We start from the raw sequence: 21416 nt of genomic DNA, 5'->3' as shown, positions 1-21416 counted from the left end.
AAAGCGACAACATTTTATTGCAGAAATTTTTCATACTCATAATACTCAGGATAAGATGCGAGCGTTTCTTGACACGATTCACAAATCGTTTTTATATATATATTTCCATTCTCATGAAAATGAATCATTTCTACTACTTCTTGCTCCGTTAGTTGAAATAAAACGTCGCTATATACTTTTTCTGCGTTAATGGAGCCTACATTACCTCCGCAGTGTCTGCAATAATAATACCCTTCCATACTAGCCTCCTAAAAATTCAATTACTACTAGTATGGGTAAAACAAAAGAGAAATATTCCCAATCTTATTTTTAACTATTGAAAGTATTCATGATTTGAAGAAAAGGCTTATTTAGCCACTCTTCACATGCATCCGCTGCTTTTTCAATAGAATGGTTAACATCCGGAATCTCTTCAGATGTAAAGCGTCCTAATACATAATCGACTACCTTCATTCCATTTTTCGGGCGATCAATTCCCATACGGATACGTTGAAATTCTTGTGTTCCTAGGTGCGAAATCGTTGACTTTACACCATTATGTCCACCAGCACTACCTTTCATGCGAAGACGCAATTTACCTACAGGAATGTCTAAATCGTCGTACATAACAACGAAGTCCTCAACATCAATTTTATAATAATCCATGAGTGGACGAATACTTTCCCCAGATAAATTCATGTATGTTAGCGGCTTTAATAAGATTACCTTTTCTCCATTAACAAACCCTGCACCAAATACACCTTTAAATTTTTGTTCATTCAAAGAAATGTTCCAACGCTTCGCAAGTTCATCAATGGCCATAAATCCAATATTATGCCTTGTTAATTCATATTCTCTACCTGGGTTCCCAAGTCCTACTATCAATTTCATTCTTGTACCACTACTTTCTTTTTTCGATACGAAAAGACGTAACCAATTTTGGTTACGTCTCATTCTATCCAATTAATTGAATAATACACTCACAGATTCTTCTTCGTATACACGAATGATTGCTTCTCCGATTAATGGAGCAACTGAAAGTTCATGTACTTTGTCGATTTTCTTCTCTTCCGGTAATACGATAGAGTTCGTTACAACTAACTCTTTAATATTTGAATTTTGAATACGCTCAATTGCTGGACCAGATAATACTGGGTGTGTACAGCAAGCATATACTTCAGAAGCACCGTTCTCAACAAGAGCGTTTGCTGCTAATGTAATTGTACCAGCTGTATCAATGATGTCATCAATTAAAATCGCTGTTTTGCCTTCAATATTACCGATAATGTTCATTACCTCTGAAACGTTCGGGCGAGGACGACGCTTATCAATAATAGCGATTGGCGCTTTTAGACGATCTGCCATTTTTCTCGCACGAGTTACACCACCATGATCAGGAGACACGATTACGATATCTTTAAGACCTTTTGTTTCAAAGTAATCAGAAAGAATCGGTACACCCATTAAGTGGTCGATTGGGATATCAAAGAACCCTTGAATTTGTGGAGCATGTAAATCTAGAGTGATTACACGAGTTGCACCTGCTGTTTCAAGCAAGTTTGCTACAAGTTTCGATGTAATTGGTTCACGAGAACGCGCTTTACGGTCTTGACGCGCATAACCATAGTAAGGAATAACAATATTAATTGTTTTCGCAGATGCACGTTTTAATGCATCGATCATAATAAGTAATTCCATGATATGTTCGTTTACTGGGAAGCTTGTAGATTGAATAATGAATACATCGCAACCACGGATACTTTCTTCAATGTTAATTTGAACTTCTCCATCACTAAAACGATCAACAGAACATTTTCCTAGTCCTACTCCAATATGCTTTGCAATCTGCTCAGCAAGTTCCTTATTAGAGTTTAAAGAGAATACTTTCAAATTAGAATTTAGATATTGAGTCGACATCTAGATTAACCCTCCACATTATTATGATTTTTTCTTATTCAGCAATTGATCAACATAGTCTTCTTTGTTAACTTGACGTGCACGTGCTACCGATAATGCTTTTGATGGAACATTCTCTGTAATTGTAGAGCCTGCCGCCACATAAGCACCATCTTCAACTGTTACTGGAGCAACAAGGTTTGAATTACATCCAATAAATACCCCATTACCAATCACAGTTTTGAATTTATTCTTACCGTCATAGTTCACCGTAATTGAACCACAACCAAGATTCACGTCTTCTCCAACTTGTGCATCCCCGATATAACTCAAGTGTGAAGCTTTACTTCTATTACCAAAGACAGTTTTTTTGATTTCCACGAAGTTTCCAACGCGTACTTCGTCTCCAATAACTGAATCTGGGCGAATATGTGCAAATGGACCAACCGATACTTCTGTACCAAGCTTACTATCATGTACAGTAGATTGTCGAATTGTCGTACGATCTCCAATTTCACTATCGCGAATTACTGTATGCGGTCCAATTTCACAATCAGAACCAATTACAGTGTTCCCCTCAATAATTGTTCCTGGATGAAGAACTGTATCGCTACCGATAATTGCATCAGCAGAAATATAAGTGTTACTTGGATCAATAATTGTAACACCATTTACCATGTTCTTTCGATTGATACGGTTTTTCATAATAATTTCCGCTTGCGATAGAGCGACTCTGTCGTTAACACCTAACGTTTCATCGAACTGCTCTGTTTGATAAGCTGATACGATATGACCTTCATTTTTTAAAATCTCAATAACATCTGGAAGGTAATATTCACCTTGCACGTTATCATTTGAAACTTTAGAAAGTGAAGCAAATAAAGCCTTATTATCAAAACAATACGTACCTGTATTGATTTCTTTAATAGCTAATTCTTTCTCATTTGCATCTTTATGCTCAACAATCTTTTCAACATGACCATTCTCATTACGAACAATACGGCCATATCCAGCAGGCTCTTCTATGTATGCTGTTAGCACCGTCGCCATTGCTCCTGCTTCTTTATGTTGCTGAAGTAATGCTTCCATTGTTTCAGCAGTTATTAGAGGCGTATCACCACAAATAACTAAAGTTGTTCCTTCTTCATTTGCAAGTACATTTGCAGCTTGATCTACAGCATGTGCTGTACCAAGTTGTTCTGCTTGTAATGCAAACTCACTTACGTTCCCTAGCTGTTCTTGTACCATTTCAGCACCATGTCCAACAACCGTTACAAGTTTCTGCAATCCTAATTGAGATACTTGATCGACTACGTGTTGTACCATAGGTTTTCCACATACAGGATGCAGCACTTTGTATAGCTTTGACTTCATACGTGTGCCTTTACCTGCAGCTAGAATCACTGCAAATCTGTTTGACATATAGACCCTCCATCGCAACCTATTTATCCATTAAAGATATTATCCTAAATCATCATATATTTCAAGAAACACATTTTAACTATTAAATTTTACCATAATTCTTATAAGATGTTTTACTCTTTAGTATCTTTTTTAAGAAATAAGCTATACTATTTAAAATGATTTTGAAAAAATTAGTAGTTTCTTCTTTTTATGTTAATAAATTATGAAGTTTCCAAATATAAAGCAAAAAAACAAACCCCTGTAAATGCTTACAGGAGTTTGCTACAAAATTATAAGGCTTTTTGTCAAAAGCCCTTTTCATTCGAATTTTACGAAGCACCTGCTTCTTCAAACTCAACCTCTTCTAACTCGCCTAAACGATGATACTCTGTTAAAACCGCATCTTGAATTTTAGAGCGTGTACCAGAATTAATTGGATGTGCAATGTCACGGAACTCTCCATCTGGAGTACGTTTACTTGGCATTGCTACAAATAATCCATTATTACCATCAATTACACGAATATCATGAACAACAAATTCATGGTCTAGAGTAATAGAGGCAATTGCTCTCATGCGGCCTTCTGTGTTTACGCGGCGTAATCTTACGTCAGTCACTTCCATCTTGTGTTCACCACCCTTTTCTAAATAAGCGATATATTTGTATAAATTCCACAAATTTTCTATTTTCCCTTTAATTTTTTAAAAATTTTTAAGATAAAAATTTTTGAAGTAGTTGAATATAGAGATTAGTGGAGGTTATCGCTTACAAAAGGTTACTTAACTAGGGCGATTACTTCAATTTCAACGGAAACATCTTTCGGTAATTTTGCTACTTGCACACAAGATCGAGCTGGTTTATGAGTAGTGAAATAAGAGCTATACACTTCATTCACAGCATTAAAATCATCCATGTCCTTTAAAAATACTGTTGTTTTTACGACTGTATCAAATGAAGCACCTGCTTCCTCTAATACCGCTTGTAAATTTTGAAATACTTGTTCTGTTTGTACTGTTACATCTCCTGTTACAAGCTCCCCATTTGCCATCAATGGAATTTGTCCTGAGCTATAGAACATGTTATTTACAATAATCCCCTGTGAATAAGGTCCAATTGCTTGTGGTGCCTTGCTTGTTTGAACAACTTTCATACTTTTCACCCTTTTATTATTTATTTTACTCTTTAAAAATAGTGTACGAAAGGCAGTTTGTCCATCTATTTTATAATCTATAAATAAAATAAAAAAAGATAGAGCTATCTGCTCTATCTTTTATTCCGCCTCTACAAGCCCTTCATCAAATGGCGCAAGAGAATAATTCCCTTTTTCCACTTGAATCGTTTTTTCTTTCACATCAACTTCCGATAGACGAATTAATGATACAAAATTATTAATTAGTCGTTCTTCAATATCTGTGGATTCTACTAATACACCAATACCAACAACATTAGCCTTGAACTCTTCTAACATACTCATCATACCTTGAATTGTTCCGCCAGCTTTCATGAAGTCATCAATGATTAAAACATTCGACCCTTCTGGAAGACTGCGTTTCGCTAACGTCATTGTTTGAATTCGTTTAGAAGAACCCGACACATAGTTAATACTAACAGTCGGACCTTCTGTTACCTTATTATCTTTCCTTGCAATTACAACTGGTACATCTAAGTAATTTGCCACTGCATAAGCAAGTGGAATCCCCTTCGTTGCCACCGTCATAACTGCATCAATTGGTTGCCTAGCAAAAACAGAAGCAAACAAACGACCTGCGCCATTAATATGGCGAGGATTACTCAATAAATCTGTCATGTATAAGTAACCGCCAGGCAAAATACGATCTCGGTTTTCAAATAAGCCACAAAGCTCATCAATAATTAGATCTGCCTCTTCTTCACTTATATACGGTATATATTTCACTCCTCCTGCTGCTCCTGGTATCGTTTGCAATGTGCCGACCCCTTGTTGTTCAAACGTTTGCTTAATAATAACTAAATCTTCACTAATGGAAGACTTAGCCGATTGATACCTTTCAGCAAAAAAAGTGAGAGATACTAGCTGACGAGGGTTTTGTAGCAAGTAATAAGTCATATCGACTAATCTTGTACTTCTTCTAATTTTCATACTCTCACCTCAAATCACGAATATTCTAAACAAATCATAACGTATTATACGTCTTTATTCAAGCGTTTCTCGCTCTCCTAATAAACGTACCGCATAGACTTGTTCACAAAATCCTTTTAATCCGTTATAAATGCGATGCATTCGTGAATCATGGTGTACAAGTCCAAATACAGTTGGACCACTTCCACTCATTAATACAGCATCCGCTCCAAATCGCTTCATCTGTGATTTAATACGGGCAACTTCAGGATGCATTCCAAATGTTACATCTTCTAAAACGTTACCAACAGTATCACAAATTCCTTTATAATCACCAGAATTTATGACATCAACCATTTTATCTACATTTGGATGTGTAACTCGATTTAACTTTAAATTTCCATACACATCAGCAGTAGATACACCTATATGTGGTTTCGCTAAAATAACCCAACAAGAAGGCGGAGTCTTTATATGCTCAATTTTCTCTCCTCTTCCAGTGGCAATTGCTGTGCCTCCGTATACACAGAACGATACATCTGATCCAATTTCTGCACCAAGCTCTGCTAACTCATCAATTGTAAGCCCTAAATTCCATAATTTATTAAGACCACGTAATGTCGCTGCTGCATCACTACTTCCACCTGCTAATCCAGCTGCTACTGGAATCGTTTTTTCAATAGTAATAGATACACCTTTTTTTACATTAAACTTCTCTTTTAATAATTTCGCTGCCTGATAAGCTAAATTTCGTTGGTCGTCTGGGACATACCGATTATGGGATAAAATTTCAATACGGTCTTCTGCTAATTCCGTTAGTTCTAGACGATCTGCTAAATCAATGGTTGTCATAATCATTTTCACTTCATGATATCCGTCTTGTCTTTTTCCCAGTACATCTAACGACAGATTAATCTTTGCTGGTGCTTTCACTAGTAGCTTCAATCTATTCACCCACTCTATGTACTCAATCTTTTATCGTTTATTTTACCATAAATTTATAGTAAGACGATGACACTTCCCTAATTATAACGAAAAGCATTCAGAATGAAACTACTTATGTAAAATGATGGCACCTTTTAGAGTACAAAAAGCCGAGGAATGTCTCCTCGGCTACCGTAGCATAGAAAGTATCTTACAACTACTGGTTTCGTTTCATTAATTGCTGTTCTGCAATTTCTATAGCACGTTTCACCATGTTACCAGCATCTTTCGCACGAATTCCGCCCCATCCTTCTTTCTGAACAACATCATAAAAGCCAAGCTCTTTTGCTAGCTCTTCTTTAAATTGGTTTGACATGACACCTCTTCGTCTACTCAATGCAGAGTCCCTCCTTATTTTGCTACGGTATAGTTAGTATGCAAAATAATATAGCTTTTCATTTATGGGAATATATGTAATGATATACGGATTATAAAATGACCTCATTATGAGGGTCTCCATAAAATGTTAACTCTACTGTCTCTGTTAAAACATCTGCATAACTATAAGATACACGTTGCAACGCATCTTCTTGTTGATCCAATTGTACAACAAAAACGGAGCGGTATGTTTCTGCTAGTACACCTGATTGCTCCACAGTTTTTCTTCTTCCACTATTTGCTTTTAACATAAGTCGCTGTCCAAGATGGTGATCTAATTCGCTTTTAATTTCATCTAAACGTTTTGACATATACTTCGCTACACCTCGCTGTAATTTAGATTGAACACTTAAAGCACGATATATCTATCCTAATTATTAACCGCGATTCACAGCTAATATCATCCTGCGTTTGAATAGATAGAAGAAATACTATATTGTAAAAGTATCATTACGTAGTCTTTACGTTCTTACCTCTTTTTATCCAAATTCATTTAAATCCTTCCATACAAAAAAGCAAGATACATATGTATCCTGCTTACTCTTCGTAATGTTGAAAAGGTAATCCCGTTCGTAAAATCCCTCTCGTTTCAATTCCACCTAGTCCCTTTTCACCAGTAATTGTATTACGTACGACATCCCATACATTGACTCTCTCCATAAATGAAGTAAAACTAATTTTACCAACTACATATACAGGATCTAGTGCATGAATATTAATTCTAGATGGTGAACTAGCGAAATTGGCCCCTGCACGAATTAGTGCCTCAAAATGTGATTGACATGCCCCAGCAAAAATAACAAGTTGATCCAATGATGGATATTTTTTTCGCACTTCACGAACAGCCTGTACAAAATGCCTTGAATGCCTATATGCCGCTAAATCTCCCTTCACTCCTTTTGATTTTGTATATGCATCATGCCCTGTAATAACGAGAATGTCTGGGCGAAAGTGATCTATTAAGTCTACTACTTTTTCATGCATCTCCGTTTCTTTACAATGAATACCTTGAACAGGAACGCCAATTTTATTATATAAATCTAAGCACTTGCGCAAATATAAAGGGTCTCCATCTATATGCAATACACGTCCCGGCATTTGAAAATAATTTACCTCACTTGTGTATCCACCAGTTGAAGTATGTTCATGCCTTTGTTTCATCAGTACATAATCTTGTTGAAACAAACGATACGTGCGCTCCATTGTTTCTTTCTCACGCTTCACCCTTTTTTTATGTTCTCTTTGATCTATACTAATTAAATCTTCCAGTGGCGCATCCGCCACCAGTCTAATTTCCTCTCCAAACAATATAGCTATCTCGCCTTTTATTTCTATAATACGAAAAAGAATATCCCTCTTATGAGAATATCGTTCCACTAACTCTCCAACATGTAAAACCATTCTCCTACCTCCAAACTCATTAGGCCATCTTACCTGTTTTTAAAGTATGAATTTAGAGAGAGAAAGGTGACAAAAGGGACAGTTCAACTTGAACTGTCCCTTTCATATTCTTATGATAATTTATGAAGAACTAATGCATTACTTAATGTTGCAAACTCTTCAATAGATAGCGTTTCGCCTCTTCGCTTTGGATCAATTCCTACTTCTGTTAAAATTCGATCCAATAACTCCTTATCTTTCGGGAAACCATTTAAATTATTTGATAAATTATTCATTAAAGTTTTACGGCGCTGTGCGAAACTTGCTCGTACTACTTCAAAGAAGAACGTTTCATCTGTCACCTCTACAACCGGTTTAGGACGCTTTAGAAGGCGGATAATTGCAGAATCAACGTTTGGCTGTGGTACAAACACTGTACGCGGTACAGTCATAACTGTTTCAACCTCTGTATAGTACTGAATGGCAATCGATAAAGAACCATACTCTTTCGTTCCAGGTTTAGCAGCTAAACGATCTCCAACTTCTTTTTGCATCATAACAACAAATCCACGAACTGGTAACTTTTCTTCAAGCAATTTAAATAAAATTGGCGTTGTAATATAGTATGGTAAGTTAGCTACTACCATTACATCTTGCCCTTCTTCAAATTGCTCATTAAATACTTCATGTACATCTGCTTTTAGTACGTCTTTATTAATAACTGTAACATTACCATATGGCGCTAACGTCTCATCTAAAATTGGTAATAGTCTTTGATCAATTTCAAAAGCCACTACTTTTTTAGCACGCTTCGCTAATTGCTCTGTTAATGCACCAATACCTGGTCCAATTTCAATTGCACCACTTTCTGAACCAATTTCTGCATGATCGACAATACGATTTAATACATTTGTATCAATTAAAAAGTTTTGTCCTAAACTTTTTTTGAATGAAAATCCATATTTTTCAACAATGTCTTTTGTACGATTTGGCGTTGCGATATCCTTCATTTTTTTTCCTCCTGTATTACTTGCTTATAAGCTTCTGCAAATGATTCCTTTGAAACTTGAAACATCTGTAATCGTTTATGTAACTGTTTTGCATTTGTATAACCAATCTTTAATAGCTTACCCATTCTTTCTCTGCGGCTCTTTGCCATTTCTCCGCCCACTAAGCCTGCATCGACTAAATCACTCCAACTAATTTCACTTGTGTAAGCTTCCATTTCTTCATGTATATTCTCTAGAGCACGGCGAATCGACTCATTAGAAGCATGTTCAATCCCAACACCCTTTTTCCTTTTAGCAAGCGCTTCTTCCTTCGGTAAAAAAGCATGCTTACAGCCAGGAACCTTGTCAGAAATAATTTTTCGAATACGCTCTCCAGGATAATCCGGATCTGTGAAAATAATAACGCCCCTTTTTTGCTGCGCTAATTTAACTTGCTCAATAACATGATCACCGATTGCTGAACCGTTCGTTTCAATTGTATCCGCATCAACAGCACGCTTAATCGCAACTGTATCATCTTTACCTTCTACAACGATAATCTCTTTTATTTTCATGCTTGCCTCCACACTCATTTCGTCTCTACTTAGTAAAACAAAAAAATGACGACTTTTCCATTATTATTTTCCCCATTCTTATATTTTAAAAAATAGAATAGAAAAATCTTTGTTCCCTGTTCTTATTGTAACACTTCATCATTCACATTTATTTTCTTGATTACTTCTACTAGTTTTTCTCAAAATAAAAAAGAACAGGTTTCCCCCGTTCTTTTTATTCAACACCAAATAAAACTTTTGCATTTTTAGTTGTCATTTCTGCTACTTCCTCATAAGAAATTCCTTTTAAATTCGCAATTTCTTCTGCTACGAGTTTTACATAACTCGGTTCATTTCGTTTCCCGCGAAATGGATGCGGCGTTAAATAGGGACAATCCGTCTCTATTAACAATTTCTCTAACGGAATCTCCGTAGCAACTTCTTTCGGTTTCTTAGCGTTTTTAAATGTAACTGGTCCACCTAACGAAATTAAAAAGTTCATATCAACACATCGCTCTGCTACTTCTACGCTACCGCTAAAGCAATGCATAATGCCCCCTACTTCAGCTGCATTCTCTTCTTCTAGAATATCAACAATATCTTGAGTTGCATCGCGGTTATGTATAATAATCGGCAAATTTACTTTTTTCGCTAATGCAATTTGTTTACGAAATACTTCTTTCTGTATTTCTTTTGGAGACTTATCCCAGTGATAATCTAAGCCCATTTCTCCAAGTGCAACAACTTTAGGATGAGAAGCAAGTTCTTCTAACCAAGCTAAATGTTCTTCTGTCATGTCGATTGCATCAACTGGATGCCAGCCAACCGCAGCGTAAATAAAATCATAGGCTTCAGCTAATTCCATCGCCTTTTTTATCGTTACTTCATCAAAACCAACAACAACTGTATAAGTAACTCCCGCTTCTTTCATTCGGGAAATAACCTCTTGCAAATCTTCTTCGAATTGCTCTGCATTCAAATGTGAATGTGTATCAAACAACATACTACATAACTCCTTTTATATTGAAATCAAGTTTATTCTACAAAAATAAGTTCTTTAATAACTTAACGATAACAATACTACAATCTTAATGCAAAAATAGAGAGTGTAAAAAGAAAAAAGACGCTTCACACATGTTACACGTGAAACATCTCTTTTCTTGTCTTAATTACTTGATTTTGGTACCATTTGGTAGATTTTGGTCGATTGATGCTAATGACAATACGCCATTCTCTTCGCCCGCTAAAATCATACCTTGCGATAATTCACCGCGTAATTTTACAGGTTTTAAGTTTGTTACACAAATAACCTTTTTACCTTTTAAGTCTTCCGGCGAATAGAATTTTGCAATTCCAGAAACAACTTGACGCTTTTCTGTGCCTAAGTCTAGTTGAATTTTTAACAACTTGTCTGCTTTTTTCACAGGTTCAGCAGATAGTACTTCAGCTACGCGTAATTCTACTTTAAAGAAATCATCAATTGTAATTTCTTCTGCCTTCGGTTCTTCTTCTTTTTTCTCTTCTACTTTAGGAGCAGAGCTTTTCATTTGTTCTTTAATGTACTCTACTTCCACTTCCATTTCTAAACGAGGGAAAATTGGGTTTCCTTTTTCTACTTTTGTTCCAGCTGGAATGCAGCCAATTGTAGATAGACTTTCCCAAGATTTATGAGCTTCATCAGTAAGGCCAAGCTGAGCAAACATCTTGCTTGGTGCTACTGTTAAGAATGGCATAAGCATAATACCTGTTTGACGAAGTACTTCTGCTAAATGAGCCATTACAGAGGCTAACTTTTCACGATCATTCTCATCTTTTGCTAATACCCATGGTTGTGTTTCATCAATATATTTATTCGTACGACTAACTAGTTGCCAAATAGATCCTAACGCTACAGAGAACTCCATATTCTCCATTGCTTCTTCTACTTTTTTCAAAGTATCTTGTGCAAACGCTACTAACGTTTCATCAAATTCCGTCACATTTTCTTTAAATGCAGGGATTTCTCCGTTAAAATACTTATCAATCATAGCTACTGTACGATTTAATAAATTACCTAAGTCATTTGCTAAGTCGAAATTAATACGCTCCACAAATCCTTCTGGTGTGAATACGCCATCAGATCCAAATGGAACTTCACGAAGTAGGTAATAACGTAATGCATCTAATCCGTAACGATCGATTAATGTAACTGGATCTACTACGTTTCCTTTTGACTTACTCATCTTTCCATCCTTCATTAAAATCCAGCCATGAGCAAAGACTTTCTTCGGAAGAGGTAAATCTAATGCCATTAAAATTATCGGCCAATAAATTGTATGGAAACGAACAATTTCTTTCCCAACTAAATGCACATCTGCAGGCCAGAATTTTTTATATTTCTCTTCATTTGCTGTTCCATAACCTAACGCCGTAATATAGTTAGATAATGCGTCAACCCATACGTAAATAACGTGTTTTGGGTTACCAGGAACACGAACTCCCCAGTCAAATGAAGTACGAGAAACCGCTAAATCTTCTAATCCTGGTTTAATAAAATTATTAATCATTTCATTTTTACGAGACTCCGGCTGAATGAAATGTGGATTATCTTCATAGAACTTTAATAGTCTGTCGACATATTTACCCATTCTAAAGAAATAAGATTCTTCACGAACAAGTTCTACATCATGACCACTATCTGGGCTTTTTCCTCCAACTACTTTGTCGCCTTCCATAATTGGATCTACTAATTGATGCTCTGTATAGAACGTCTCATCTTGTACAGAATACCAACCTTCATATTCATCAAGATAAATGTCACCTTGATCTACTAATTGCTTAAAGATTTTTTCGACAACATCTTTATGACGATCTTCAGTTGTACGAATAAAATCATCATAAGAAATATCCATCTTCTCCCAAAGCTCTTTGATTCCTGCAACAATGTTATCAACATATGCCTGTGGCGTAATATTTAACTCTTCTGCTTTCTTTTGGATCTTCTGTCCATGCTCATCAGTTCCTGTTAAATAATGCACATTATAACCTTGCATACGCTTATATCGTGCCATCGCATCTCCTGCTACTGTCGTATAAGCATGTCCAATGTGTAATTTTCCACTTGGATAATAAATTGGGGTAGTAATATAAAAGGACTTATTTTCCTCTGTCATTGTTTTGGACCTCCCGAATAACCTCATATGTATTTATAAACAGTATATCAAAAACTCATATATAAAGTGAAACTTTAATCAGTAGGGTTTTGTTCCTCCCCACTAATTATTAGCCCACGTTAATTGGGCTTTTACGAGCAGCCCAAATCTAACTTATCTTCTTTACGCCAACCTAATTTTAAATTTAGGTCTTAATGCTCGATATCTTTATCATCTATTGCTCATATTTCAAAAAAATATACAATATCTACTTTAAATTTATTATTTTTTCAGAAAATAATGTAAATAATTGTGGAATTTCCTCTCAATCTATTATATATAAGAAATAAGAAATCTATAAATCTTTTTAAAAAATATAGAATTTAAGAATTGACGGAAATGTAAATGATTGGTATCATATGTCCATAGGGTATTTTGTCGAAAAATGACGAATCTAAAAATAGACTCGAAACTTATAAACTATTTATTTAGGAGGAAAAAAATTATGAAATCTACTGGTATTGTTCGTAAAGTTGATGAATTAGGTCGTGTAGTAATTCCAATCGAATTACGCCGTACTTTAGGTATTGCAGAAAAGGACGCTCTTGAAATCTATGTTGATGACGAAAAAATCATCTTAAAGAAATATAAACCAAACATGACTTGCCAAGTAACTGGTGAAGTATCTGACGGTAACCTTTCTTTAGCTGAAGGTAAAATCATCTTAAGCAAAGAAGGCGCTGAGCAAATCTTAAACGAACTTCAAGATTATATCGAAACAGCAAAATAAGCTTCTCAATTATGAGAAGCTTATTTTTTATCGACATGATAGATTTGATATACATCTCTTTTCGACAAATCTCGATCTTTAGCGACTGTTTTAATCGCTTCTTTTGAATTCATACTTTTTTCATTTATATAATATTCAATATGATCATATACCGAAAGAGATTCCCACCATTGTTCTTCTGGAGCAGGTTCTTCTGTTGAACCAGCTACTAAAATACAAAACTCACCACGTACTTCATTTTGCTTCGTCCACTCAATTGCTTCTTCGATTGTTCCTCGAATAAATTCCTCAAATTTTTTCGTTAACTCTCGACATAATACAATCTCTCTATTTCCCAACACTTCCTGCATCGAAATTAAAGTATCATCTAAACGATGAGGTGCTTCATAAAACATCATTGTAGTTTGTACATAACGAAGCTTTTCTAACTCCATCTTCCGTTCCTTTTTGTTTCTCTGCAAGAAACCATAGAAATAAAACTGCTTTGTTTCAAGACCAGATGCAATTAATGCTGTAAGGGCTGCATTTGCTCCAGGAAGCGGAATTACATGATATTGCTCAGCTACTGCCTCAACGACAATATCGTAACCTGGATCAGAAATACATGGCATACCAGCGTCACTAACAAGTGCTACATTCTTTCCATCCTCTAATTTCTCTAATAGTTTCTTCCCACTTACTTCTTTATTGTGCTCATGATAACTCGTGACAGGTGTTTCAATTTCAAAATAATTACAAAGTTTTTTCGTTTGTCTCGTATCTTCAGCAGCAATTAAATCAACTTCTTTTAAAATTCGGATTGCACGAAATGTCATATCTTCTAGATTTCCAATAGGAGTTGGCACTAAATATAAAACTCCCTTTTCATTTTGTTGAAAGCTTTTTTGTTGCCACATAGCGTTCTCCTTTTTGCATATATGCCTCTTTTTGTTTTCTCGTTAATTTCTTAAAGTAATACTCCGCTTGCATAGCTGTACGCTTATCATCATGGGTCTCTACATATTTTAAAACGACAGGAAGCCTGACACGTGTATACTTAGCCCCTTTTCCGCTATTATGAGTCTGAATTCTCTTTTCTATATGGTTTGTATATCCAGCATAATAACTTCCATCAGAGCACTCTACCACATAAAAAAAGTGCTTATTCTTCTCCATATAAAATTGAACGTAGCTCCTTTGTATATTCGTTATTGTTCTCATATACAACGAGAGGCGGTAAGATTTTCAAATCTGCATTTCCATCCTTAATTCCTTCAATTAACAATGTATTTGCTTCTTTTCCAACCTTAGGATAAACAAATTGCACACGCTTTGGTTCAATTTTATATTTACGCATTAATGTGACAATGTCTAGTAATCGCCCTGGACGATGTACAAACGCTACTTTCCCACCTTGTTTTACTAACTGACTACTTGCAGATACAACATCTTCTAATGTACACATAATTTCATGACGAGCTATCGCTAAATGTTCATTCATATTTTTCTCTGAAGTTTGAGGTGTTTGAAAATATGGTGGATTACATGTAACAACATCATATTGATGACGCCCAAGTTTCTCTGGCATATCTTTCAAATCTCCATGTATGAGGTGAATTCTTTCTTCCAACCCATTGTATTGAACACTTCTTACTCCCATATCATATAAGCGTTCTTGAATTTCCACACCAGTAATATTTCCTTTTGTTCTTGTACTTAATAGAAGGGGAACAACCGCGTTACCTGTACACAAATCAAGTAAATTCCCCTTTTGAATTGGTACCCATACAAAATCTGCAAGTAAAACGGCATCTAAAGAAAAATTAAATACCGATGGGCTTTGTATAATCTTCATGTCTTGTGCTAATAAGTAATCTAAACGTTCATCTTCATATAAATTCATATACTGCTCCTTTTCTTACCCTTAACCTACCCTATTTCATGTATAAAAAATTACCTTTCCAATTATAATTGGAAAGGTAATTTCACTTTTTATTTAAGAATGACAGACAGAACAAACAATCTCCCTCTTTACGTACACTTCCATAATGTAGATTGCAAATATGAAAACCTTCTTGATACAGTCTCGCTAAATTGTCATAGCCTTCACCAATATCTGTTTTCGGCTTCACTTCTTTACGTTTTTGAGTTTTTTGTTTTTCTTTATTCTGCACTTCTTCAAAACGGTGTCGCAAATTGTTATTTTCCATTTTTATATGCTGGTTTTCTTCCAACAACTCTGCAAGATGCTGTTTTAACTCTCCCAACTGTTTATATAAATGTCCAATTTGCTCTTCCATACTAGAAACCGATTCAAAAATATCTTTTTTCTCCACAAGCACCCACCTCATTAATCTGTGGTTTGACTCGAAACGACCCCTTTATTTACTAACTCATCTAACGTATATTCTACTATCCGTTCCTTGTCTACTAGTTCCACTTGAATTAATCTTTCTAAAATATTTAATCCGATAACACGGCCAGTACCATGCGGGGTTTGTATACGTTGATCTAAATCAGGAAGTTGTTCCTTTGCTGCCTCATATTCATCATTCTCATATTTTAAGCAACACATTAAGCGACCACATAAACCAGAGATTTTTGCAGGATTTAATGATAAATTTTGATCCTTTGCCATTTTAATGGATACAGGTTCAAAATCCCCTAAAAAAGTAGAACAACAAAGCATACGACCACATGGACCAATACCACCTAGCATCTTCGCTTCATCACGAACACCAATTTGTCTTAGTTCAATTCTTGTTCTAAAAATTGCGGCTAAGTCCTTCACTAGTTCGCGGAAATCGATCCGACCATCCGCAGTAAAATAGAAAATAATCTTATTACGATCGAATGTATACTCTACATCTACAAGTTTCATATCAAGATTATGCTCTACTACCTTTTGTTGACAGACTTGATATGCTTCTTTTGCAGCATGTTTGTTCTCTTCAACAATGGTACGATCATTTTCATTTGCAATACGAATAACCTTTTTTAGCGGTAATACAACGTCGTTTTCATCAACTTGTTTTTTGGTAATAACTACTTTTCCGTATTCAATACCTCTTACCGTTTCTACAATGACAAACTCATTTTCAGAGATATCGAACTGATTTGGATCAAAGTAATATACCTTTCCGGCCTTCTTAAAGCGAACACCTACTACATCATACAAAACGGTCATCCCTCCTGCAACCGCAACACTAACTGTTCGAACACAAGCTGCGCATTTACATTAGCGTTGATTCTATTTTTTGCCTCTAATATATTAAAGAGAGCTGATACAATGCGCTTCTGAGCATAGGAAAACGATTCAAACATCTCTTTCTGATCATGAAAAACAAGACGATCTTCTTCTCCAAGTTGAACATATAATAAATCCTTATAAATAAGGAGTAACATATCTAAACCTTGCTGTAATTGTTCTTTCTCTCCAAAGTGTTTTCCCCATTTTTCTTGTACAAAAAAAATAGAGGTTTTATCTTTTTCGAGCGCTTCACATAATTTTATCACTAAAGCTCGTGCTTGTGCAAACCATTCATCACTACATAAAGCTAAAGCTTCATCAAAACTATTTGTAAGTTGAGCAGCAAGTGTCGATAAAGATGCTGTAATCCCTTCATCCTGTAATCTTCTAATTAAAGATTCCGTAGGTAACGGTCTAAACGTAACAACTTGGCAACGAGATAAAATCGTATTTAAAATTTGATGACTTTGTTCAGTAAGTAAAATAGCAGTTGTATCACTACTTGGTTCTTCTAAAAATTTCAAAAGTGTATTTGCCGCATTTGCTGTCATACGATCTGCGTGCTCAATAATATATAATTTTTTATTTGCCTCTAATCCTGTTTTTGAAAACTCTTCTTGTAAATCATGAATTTGCTGCTTTTTAATAGATAATCCGTCTGGTTTTACAATATGTAAGTTAGGGTGGTTACCTGAATCAATTCGCTTACAGTTTGTACATACATGGCAGGGCTCTACCCCATTCCGCTCAGAACAGAGGAAACTCTTTGCCATTTGAATTGCTGTCGCAAACTTTCCTGTCCCTTTCCCTCCCTCTAACAAGTAAGCGTGGGATATACGCTCTTTTGCAATGCTATTCATCAACATTTTTACACCGATGGGTTGTATAGCAGAAAGCTGCTCCCACGTCTTCGTCATAATGCATACCTCACTTATTTCATTCTTTCCTTCTATTATAACAATTTATCTTCTATAATCTGAACAACTTCTTCTATAAGTTTTTCCATCGGCTGATCAGCATTTACCAATACAATACGATCCGAGAAACGTTCTACAACTTGTAAATACCCTTCGCGTACACGTTTATGGAAAGAGATATCTTCCATATCTAGTCGATTTACTTCACGTCCTGCATCTTTTTCAATCCGAGCCAAACCAACCTCAGGCTCAATGTCTAGATAAATTGTTAAACTAGGCATACAGTCCTCTGTTGCGAAACGATTTATTTCAAATACCTTATCCATACCCAATCCTCTTGCATAGCCTTGGTATGCTAAAGAGCTATCTATAAAACGATCACATAACACGAGGTAGTTCTCATTAAGTGCTGGCATAACTTTTTCTACTAAATGTTGTCTGCGCGCAGCAGCATAAAGAAGCGCTTCTGTACGTGCTTCCATCATCGTATATTCTTGTTTATGTAAAATCGTCCTAATGTCCTCAGAAATTGCAATACCACCTGGTTCCCTTGTCGCCATTACCTTTTGTGCTTTTTTTTCAAAATATGGCAATAAGCTTTTAATTAACGTTGTTTTACCTGAACCTTCTGGGCCCTCAATTGTTACAAATAATCCCTTCATCCTAAAACCTACTTTCTATATCATACACTTTCATATATTTCGTATTCCCTTGAAAACGAGCTCCTGCTCTCTCTAAATACATAATTTGCTCTTTATGCCCTGAAGTAATTCTCTCTCCATACATAATCAATGGAATTCCAGGTGGATACGGAATCACCATTTCCGCCGCTATCATTCCAACAGCCTCTTCTATAGATACTATCTTTGTTTTATATCCTTCTAGTTGTTTATACGTATACGGTAAAAGAGAGAACTCACCTTTATAAGTATAACGAATAGATTCTCTCTTGTCTTTCACCTCATAATGTTGCAATGCTACTCGGATCATCTCTATAACCTTCATATACCCCTCATTTGCTTGTAGTGGTAAAATAAATAGGACATTGTACGGATCAGCCATCTCTGTATATATACCGACCTTTTCAAATACAGACTGTAATTCGTACCCTGATAACTGACAACGAGTTTGTACGGTGACCTTTAACTCATCTTGCAACGGATATTCTAAAATGGCGATTTGAGGAATAGAACGTAGTTGTTCCTTAAATCTTTGTAAAAACTCAACAATTTCACTGTGACCTTCTTCTTTTATACGTGCCATTGTAAAGCGTGCTATATCCAAGGAAGCCATAATTGGATACGATGGACTACTAGATTGTAGCATACTTAAATAAGTAGTAACCTTCTCTTCATCTACTAAGTGACTATTTATATGTAAATAGGAACCCATTGTCATTGCGGGTAATGTTTTATGTGCAGAATGAACTACAATATCTGCACCATATGTTAATGCTGACTTCGGGAATGGTTCTCCCAAACACAGATGTGCCCCATGTGCCTCATCTACCAAAACAGGTATTTTATGTGCATGTGCAAAAGCGATGCTTGCCTCTAGATCCATCCCCATACCATAATAATTAGGATGCGTTAAAATGAGTGCTTTCGCAATTGGATACTTTCCAATTGCTTTCTTAATAATTTCGTTACGAACTCCCACTGGTACATTATAAGCTTCGTCAATCCATGGATCTAAAAAAATGGGATTTGCTCCCGCAAGTTTTAAAGCATTAATAATTGATTTATGACAATTTCTTTGTACAAGAACAATATCATGTTCCCCGCAACAAGACAAAATCATTGCTAAGTTCCCGACTGTTGAACCATTAATTAAAAAATAGCTCCTCTTTGTATTATAAACTTCAGCCAATAATTGTTGTGCCTCATCTATACATTCAAACGGACTATGCAAATCATCTAGTCCTGCTAACTCAGTTACATCAATAGATAGAATATCTTTAAACTCTCTTATTGCCTCCTGAGGGAAGTTTAAACCATTCTTATGACCTGGAACATGAAAGGATAACGGCCCTCTTTCTTTAAACTCTATTAACGCCTCATATAAAGGCATACGATTTTGATTCATCTACATCTCTTCCTTATTATTCATTCTCTATCTATTATACAGAACAAAAAAAATAATAGGCATATGCCTATTTAAAAATATGATACTTCTAGTTTTCGAAGCTGCTTTAAATAATGTATATATTTCGGATCATCTGTCTCTGTATTCACCATATCCTTTTCACATTCATAGCATATTAAATTATTATAAACATATATACCTTCTTTTCTTTTCGTCTCACAAACAATACAAACTTCACTTTGTAATTTCATAACCTTCCCTCCCTATTTAAGTGAACCTATTTTATACTTCTAATCCTTAACAATTTACAGAAAAATATACACCCATCTTTTATATAATATGATTAACTCTTGGGCAACGTGTTTGTATTACTCTTACTTCTTTCCTATTCTTTTTAACAATACAAAAAAACACAAGTCAAATGACTTGTGTTTTTAGTTGCTTGGCGACGTCCTACTCTCACAGGGACAAGGTCCCAACTACCATCGGCGCTAGAGAGCTTAACTTCCGTGTTCGGTATGGGAACGGGTGTGACCTCTCTGCCATCATCACCAAACTATTGAAGGCATATTCCTTCAAAACTAGATAACATTTGCTACATATTATATGGTTAAGTCCTCGATCTATTAGTATTCGTCAGCTCCACATGTCACCATGCTTCCACCTCGAACCTATCAACCTGATCATCTTTCAGGGATCTTACTAGCTTACGCTATGGGAAATCTCATCTTGAGGGGGGCTTCATGCTTAGATGCTTTCAGCACTTATCCCTTCCGCACATAGCTACCCAGCTATGCCCTTGGCAGAACAACTGGTACACCAGCGGTGCGTCCATCCCGGTCCTCTCGTACTAAGGACAGCTCCTCTCAAATTTCCTACGCCCACGACGGATAGGGACCGAACTGTCTCACGACGTTCTGAACCCAGCTCGCGTACCGCTTTAATGGGCGAACAGCCCAACCCTTGGGACCGACTACAGCCCCAGGATGCGATGAGCCGACATCGAGGTGCCAAACCTCCCCGTCGATGTGGACTCTTGGGGGAGATAAGCCTGTTATCCCCGGGGTAGCTTTTATCCGTTGAGCGATGGCCCTTCCATGCGGAACCACCGGATCACTAAGCCCGACTTTCGTCCCTGCTCGACTTGTAGGTCTCGCAGTCAAGCTCCCTTATGCCTTTGCACTCTACGAATGATTTCCAACCATTCTGAGGGAACCTTTGGGCGCCTCCGTTACACTTTAGGAGGCGACCGCCCCAGTCAAACTGCCCACCTGACACTGTCTCCCGGGTCGATAAGACCCGTAGGTTAGAATTTCAATACAGTCAGGGCGGTATCCCACCAGCGCCTCCACCGAAGCTAGCGCTCCGGTTTCAATGGCTCCCGCCTATCCTGTACAAACTGTACCAAAATTCAATATCAGGCTACAGTAAAGCTCCACGGGGTCTTTCCGTCCTGTCGCGGGTAACCTGCATCTTCACAGGTACTATAATTTCACCGAGTCTCTGGTTGAGACAGTGCCCAAATCGTTACACCTTTCGTGCGGGTCGGAACTTACCCGACAAGGAATTTCGCTACCTTAGGACCGTTATAGTTACGGCCGC

25 protein-coding genes and 2 rRNA genes (1 of these 27 cut by a window edge) are annotated in these 21416 nt (G+C 36.4%); 1 reads left to right on the top strand and 26 read right to left on the bottom strand.

All coding sequences use genetic code 11. From position 1 onward, the window contains the following. Positions 1-14: 14 nt before the first annotated feature. From MHB52_RS00295 to metG, 15 genes are all read right to left on the bottom strand, one after another. Complete coding sequence (locus MHB52_RS00295; RefSeq protein ID WP_000399438.1) at positions 15-239, bottom strand: anti-sigma-F factor Fin family protein; 225 nt, start codon at positions 237-239, stop codon at positions 15-17. A gap of 70 nt (positions 240-309) precedes the next feature. Further along, entirely contained in the window at positions 310-870 is a 561-nt protein-coding gene (gene pth / locus MHB52_RS00290; protein ID WP_000767702.1) for an aminoacyl-tRNA hydrolase, read from the bottom strand. Positions 871-942: 72 nt separating this feature from the next. Then, a complete protein-coding gene (locus tag MHB52_RS00285) occupies positions 943-1896 on the bottom strand; it encodes a ribose-phosphate diphosphokinase (protein WP_000107420.1) in 954 nt (317 codons plus the stop codon). Between the two features lie 21 nt (positions 1897-1917). After that, entirely contained in the window at positions 1918-3297 is a 1380-nt protein-coding gene (glmU, locus tag MHB52_RS00280) for a bifunctional UDP-N-acetylglucosamine diphosphorylase/glucosamine-1-phosphate N-acetyltransferase GlmU (protein ID WP_000071033.1), read from the bottom strand. Positions 3298-3608: 311 nt separating this feature from the next. Beyond that, complete coding sequence (spoVG, locus tag MHB52_RS00275) at positions 3609-3902, bottom strand: septation regulator SpoVG (RefSeq protein ID WP_000454041.1); 294 nt, start codon at positions 3900-3902, stop codon at positions 3609-3611. A gap of 152 nt (positions 3903-4054) precedes the next feature. Next, a complete protein-coding gene (locus tag MHB52_RS00270; RefSeq protein ID WP_000869812.1) occupies positions 4055-4429 on the bottom strand; it encodes a RidA family protein in 375 nt (124 codons plus the stop codon). A gap of 120 nt (positions 4430-4549) precedes the next feature. After that, complete coding sequence (purR, locus tag MHB52_RS00265) at positions 4550-5398, bottom strand: pur operon repressor (protein WP_000702468.1); 849 nt, start codon at positions 5396-5398, stop codon at positions 4550-4552. A gap of 54 nt (positions 5399-5452) precedes the next feature. Continuing rightward, positions 5453-6322, bottom strand: coding sequence for a 4-(cytidine 5'-diphospho)-2-C-methyl-D-erythritol kinase (ispE, locus tag MHB52_RS00260; protein ID WP_000772104.1), 870 nt, complete (start codon positions 6320-6322; stop codon positions 5453-5455). 196 nt (positions 6323-6518) lie between these two features. Further along, positions 6519-6698 (bottom strand): acid-soluble spore protein SspF, encoded by a 180-nt coding sequence (sspF, locus tag MHB52_RS00255; RefSeq protein WP_002094215.1) that lies wholly within the window; start codon positions 6696-6698, stop codon positions 6519-6521. 91 nt (positions 6699-6789) lie between these two features. After that, positions 6790-7050: a biofilm formation stimulator Veg gene (gene veg, locus MHB52_RS00250; protein WP_000044347.1), complete on the bottom strand. Its 261-nt coding sequence runs from the start codon at positions 7048-7050 to the stop codon at positions 6790-6792. 226 nt (positions 7051-7276) lie between these two features. Further along, complete coding sequence (yabG, locus tag MHB52_RS00245; protein ID WP_000242868.1) at positions 7277-8140, bottom strand: sporulation peptidase YabG; 864 nt, start codon at positions 8138-8140, stop codon at positions 7277-7279. A gap of 110 nt (positions 8141-8250) precedes the next feature. Then, positions 8251-9129, bottom strand: a complete 879-nt coding sequence (gene rsmA / locus MHB52_RS00240) for a 16S rRNA (adenine(1518)-N(6)/adenine(1519)-N(6))-dimethyltransferase RsmA (RefSeq protein WP_000651548.1) — start codon at positions 9127-9129, stop codon at positions 8251-8253. Then, positions 9126-9683, bottom strand: a complete 558-nt coding sequence (rnmV, locus tag MHB52_RS00235) for a ribonuclease M5 (RefSeq protein ID WP_000692835.1) — start codon at positions 9681-9683, stop codon at positions 9126-9128. The genes rsmA and rnmV overlap by 4 nt, the downstream gene beginning before the upstream one ends. A gap of 214 nt (positions 9684-9897) precedes the next feature. Then, positions 9898-10665: a TatD family hydrolase gene (locus MHB52_RS00230; RefSeq protein WP_000895846.1), complete on the bottom strand. Its 768-nt coding sequence runs from the start codon at positions 10663-10665 to the stop codon at positions 9898-9900. A gap of 166 nt (positions 10666-10831) precedes the next feature. Next, positions 10832-12814, bottom strand: coding sequence for a methionine--tRNA ligase (gene metG / locus MHB52_RS00225; protein ID WP_000134135.1), 1983 nt, complete (start codon positions 12812-12814; stop codon positions 10832-10834). Positions 12815-13298: 484 nt separating this feature from the next. On the opposite strand from metG, the gene MHB52_RS00220 reads away from it, so the two are divergent. Continuing rightward, the gene (locus MHB52_RS00220; RefSeq protein WP_000843036.1) at positions 13299-13583 is read left to right on the top strand and encodes an AbrB/MazE/SpoVT family DNA-binding domain-containing protein; all 285 of its coding nucleotides are present in this window, start codon (positions 13299-13301) and stop codon (positions 13581-13583) included. A gap of 20 nt (positions 13584-13603) precedes the next feature. Here MHB52_RS00220 and rsmI read toward each other — a convergent pair whose 3' ends face one another. The 11 genes from rsmI to MHB52_RS00165 all read right to left on the bottom strand — a co-directional run. Then, entirely contained in the window at positions 13604-14479 is an 876-nt protein-coding gene (gene rsmI / locus MHB52_RS00215; protein WP_000267821.1) for a 16S rRNA (cytidine(1402)-2'-O)-methyltransferase, read from the bottom strand. Beyond that, positions 14448-14738, bottom strand: coding sequence for a GIY-YIG nuclease family protein (locus MHB52_RS00210; RefSeq protein ID WP_061663944.1), 291 nt, complete (start codon positions 14736-14738; stop codon positions 14448-14450). The genes rsmI and MHB52_RS00210 overlap by 32 nt, the downstream gene beginning before the upstream one ends. After that, on the bottom strand, positions 14725-15465 hold the full coding sequence (locus MHB52_RS00205; RefSeq protein WP_016118985.1) for a tRNA1(Val) (adenine(37)-N6)-methyltransferase: 741 nt from the start codon (positions 15463-15465) through the stop codon (positions 14725-14727). Before MHB52_RS00205 ends, MHB52_RS00210 begins: the two co-directional genes overlap by 14 nt. A gap of 82 nt (positions 15466-15547) precedes the next feature. Further along, the gene (gene yabA / locus MHB52_RS00200) at positions 15548-15898 is read right to left on the bottom strand and encodes a DNA replication initiation control protein YabA (RefSeq protein WP_000412063.1); all 351 of its coding nucleotides are present in this window, start codon (positions 15896-15898) and stop codon (positions 15548-15550) included. Positions 15899-15912: 14 nt separating this feature from the next. Next, entirely contained in the window at positions 15913-16740 is an 828-nt protein-coding gene (locus tag MHB52_RS00195; protein ID WP_000272429.1) for a PSP1 domain-containing protein, read from the bottom strand. Between the two features lie 5 nt (positions 16741-16745). Then, the gene (holB, locus tag MHB52_RS00190) at positions 16746-17729 is read right to left on the bottom strand and encodes a DNA polymerase III subunit delta' (protein WP_000169563.1); all 984 of its coding nucleotides are present in this window, start codon (positions 17727-17729) and stop codon (positions 16746-16748) included. A gap of 35 nt (positions 17730-17764) precedes the next feature. After that, complete coding sequence (gene tmk / locus MHB52_RS00185) at positions 17765-18391, bottom strand: dTMP kinase (RefSeq protein ID WP_000677214.1); 627 nt, start codon at positions 18389-18391, stop codon at positions 17765-17767. 1 nt (position 18392) lies between these two features. Beyond that, on the bottom strand, positions 18393-19814 hold the full coding sequence (locus tag MHB52_RS00180; protein WP_061663943.1) for an aminotransferase class I/II-fold pyridoxal phosphate-dependent enzyme: 1422 nt from the start codon (positions 19812-19814) through the stop codon (positions 18393-18395). A gap of 71 nt (positions 19815-19885) precedes the next feature. Continuing rightward, entirely contained in the window at positions 19886-20065 is a 180-nt protein-coding gene (locus MHB52_RS00175; protein ID WP_000776279.1) for a sigma factor G inhibitor Gin, read from the bottom strand. Between the two features lie 189 nt (positions 20066-20254). After that, positions 20255-20370: ribosomal RNA gene (gene rrf / locus MHB52_RS00170) — 5S ribosomal RNA — on the bottom strand. A gap of 50 nt (positions 20371-20420) precedes the next feature. Then, a 23S ribosomal RNA gene (locus tag MHB52_RS00165) occupies positions 20421-21416 on the bottom strand (it continues 1927 nt past the right edge of the window).

Source organism: Bacillus sp. FSL K6-0073 (assembly GCF_038006085.1).
GTDB lineage: Bacteria > Bacillota > Bacilli > Bacillales > Bacillaceae_G > Bacillus_A > Bacillus_A cereus.
Note: the sequence above shows the minus strand (reverse complement) of the source record. Positions and strands in the feature narration are given on the sequence as shown.

What these genes read in the sequence shown, in the direction of transcription:
- MHB52_RS00295 (WP_000399438.1), bottom strand. Translation starts at nt 239, where the DNA reads ATGGAAGGGTATTATTATTGCAGACACTGCGGAGGTAATGTAGGCTCC.
- pth (WP_000767702.1), bottom strand. Translation starts at nt 870, where the DNA reads ATGAAATTGATAGTAGGACTTGGGAACCCAGGTAGAGAATATGAATTA.
- MHB52_RS00285 (WP_000107420.1), bottom strand. Translation starts at nt 1,896, where the DNA reads ATGTCGACTCAATATCTAAATTCTAATTTGAAAGTATTCTCTTTAAAC.
- glmU (WP_000071033.1), bottom strand. Translation starts at nt 3,297, where the DNA reads ATGTCAAACAGATTTGCAGTGATTCTAGCTGCAGGTAAAGGCACACGT.
- spoVG (WP_000454041.1), bottom strand. Translation starts at nt 3,902, where the DNA reads ATGGAAGTGACTGACGTAAGATTACGCCGCGTAAACACAGAAGGCCGC.
- MHB52_RS00270 (WP_000869812.1), bottom strand. Translation starts at nt 4,429, where the DNA reads ATGAAAGTTGTTCAAACAAGCAAGGCACCACAAGCAATTGGACCTTAT.
- purR (WP_000702468.1), bottom strand. Translation starts at nt 5,398, where the DNA reads ATGAAAATTAGAAGAAGTACAAGATTAGTCGATATGACTTATTACTTG.
- veg (WP_000044347.1), bottom strand. Translation starts at nt 7,050, where the DNA reads ATGTCAAAACGTTTAGATGAAATTAAAAGCGAATTAGATCACCATCTT.
- yabG (WP_000242868.1), bottom strand. Translation starts at nt 8,140, where the DNA reads ATGGTTTTACATGTTGGAGAGTTAGTGGAACGATATTCTCATAAGAGG.
- rsmA (WP_000651548.1), bottom strand. Translation starts at nt 9,129, where the DNA reads ATGAAGGATATCGCAACGCCAAATCGTACAAAAGACATTGTTGAAAAA.
- rnmV (WP_000692835.1), bottom strand. Translation starts at nt 9,683, where the DNA reads ATGAAAATAAAAGAGATTATCGTTGTAGAAGGTAAAGATGATACAGTT.
- MHB52_RS00230 (WP_000895846.1), bottom strand. Translation starts at nt 10,665, where the DNA reads ATGTTGTTTGATACACATTCACATTTGAATGCAGAGCAATTCGAAGAA.
- metG (WP_000134135.1), bottom strand. Translation starts at nt 12,814, where the DNA reads ATGACAGAGGAAAATAAGTCCTTTTATATTACTACCCCAATTTATTAT.
- MHB52_RS00220 (WP_000843036.1), top strand. Translation starts at nt 13,299, where the DNA reads ATGAAATCTACTGGTATTGTTCGTAAAGTTGATGAATTAGGTCGTGTA.
- rsmI (WP_000267821.1), bottom strand. Translation starts at nt 14,479, where the DNA reads ATGTGGCAACAAAAAAGCTTTCAACAAAATGAAAAGGGAGTTTTATAT.
- MHB52_RS00210 (WP_061663944.1), bottom strand. Translation starts at nt 14,738, where the DNA reads ATGGAGAAGAATAAGCACTTTTTTTATGTGGTAGAGTGCTCTGATGGA.
- MHB52_RS00205 (WP_016118985.1), bottom strand. Translation starts at nt 15,465, where the DNA reads ATGAATTTATATGAAGATGAACGTTTAGATTACTTATTAGCACAAGAC.
- holB (WP_000169563.1), bottom strand. Translation starts at nt 17,729, where the DNA reads ATGACGAAGACGTGGGAGCAGCTTTCTGCTATACAACCCATCGGTGTA.
- tmk (WP_000677214.1), bottom strand. Translation starts at nt 18,391, where the DNA reads ATGAAGGGATTATTTGTAACAATTGAGGGCCCAGAAGGTTCAGGTAAA.
- MHB52_RS00180 (WP_061663943.1), bottom strand. Translation starts at nt 19,814, where the DNA reads ATGAATCAAAATCGTATGCCTTTATATGAGGCGTTAATAGAGTTTAAA.
- MHB52_RS00175 (WP_000776279.1), bottom strand. Translation starts at nt 20,065, where the DNA reads ATGAAATTACAAAGTGAAGTTTGTATTGTTTGTGAGACGAAAAGAAAA.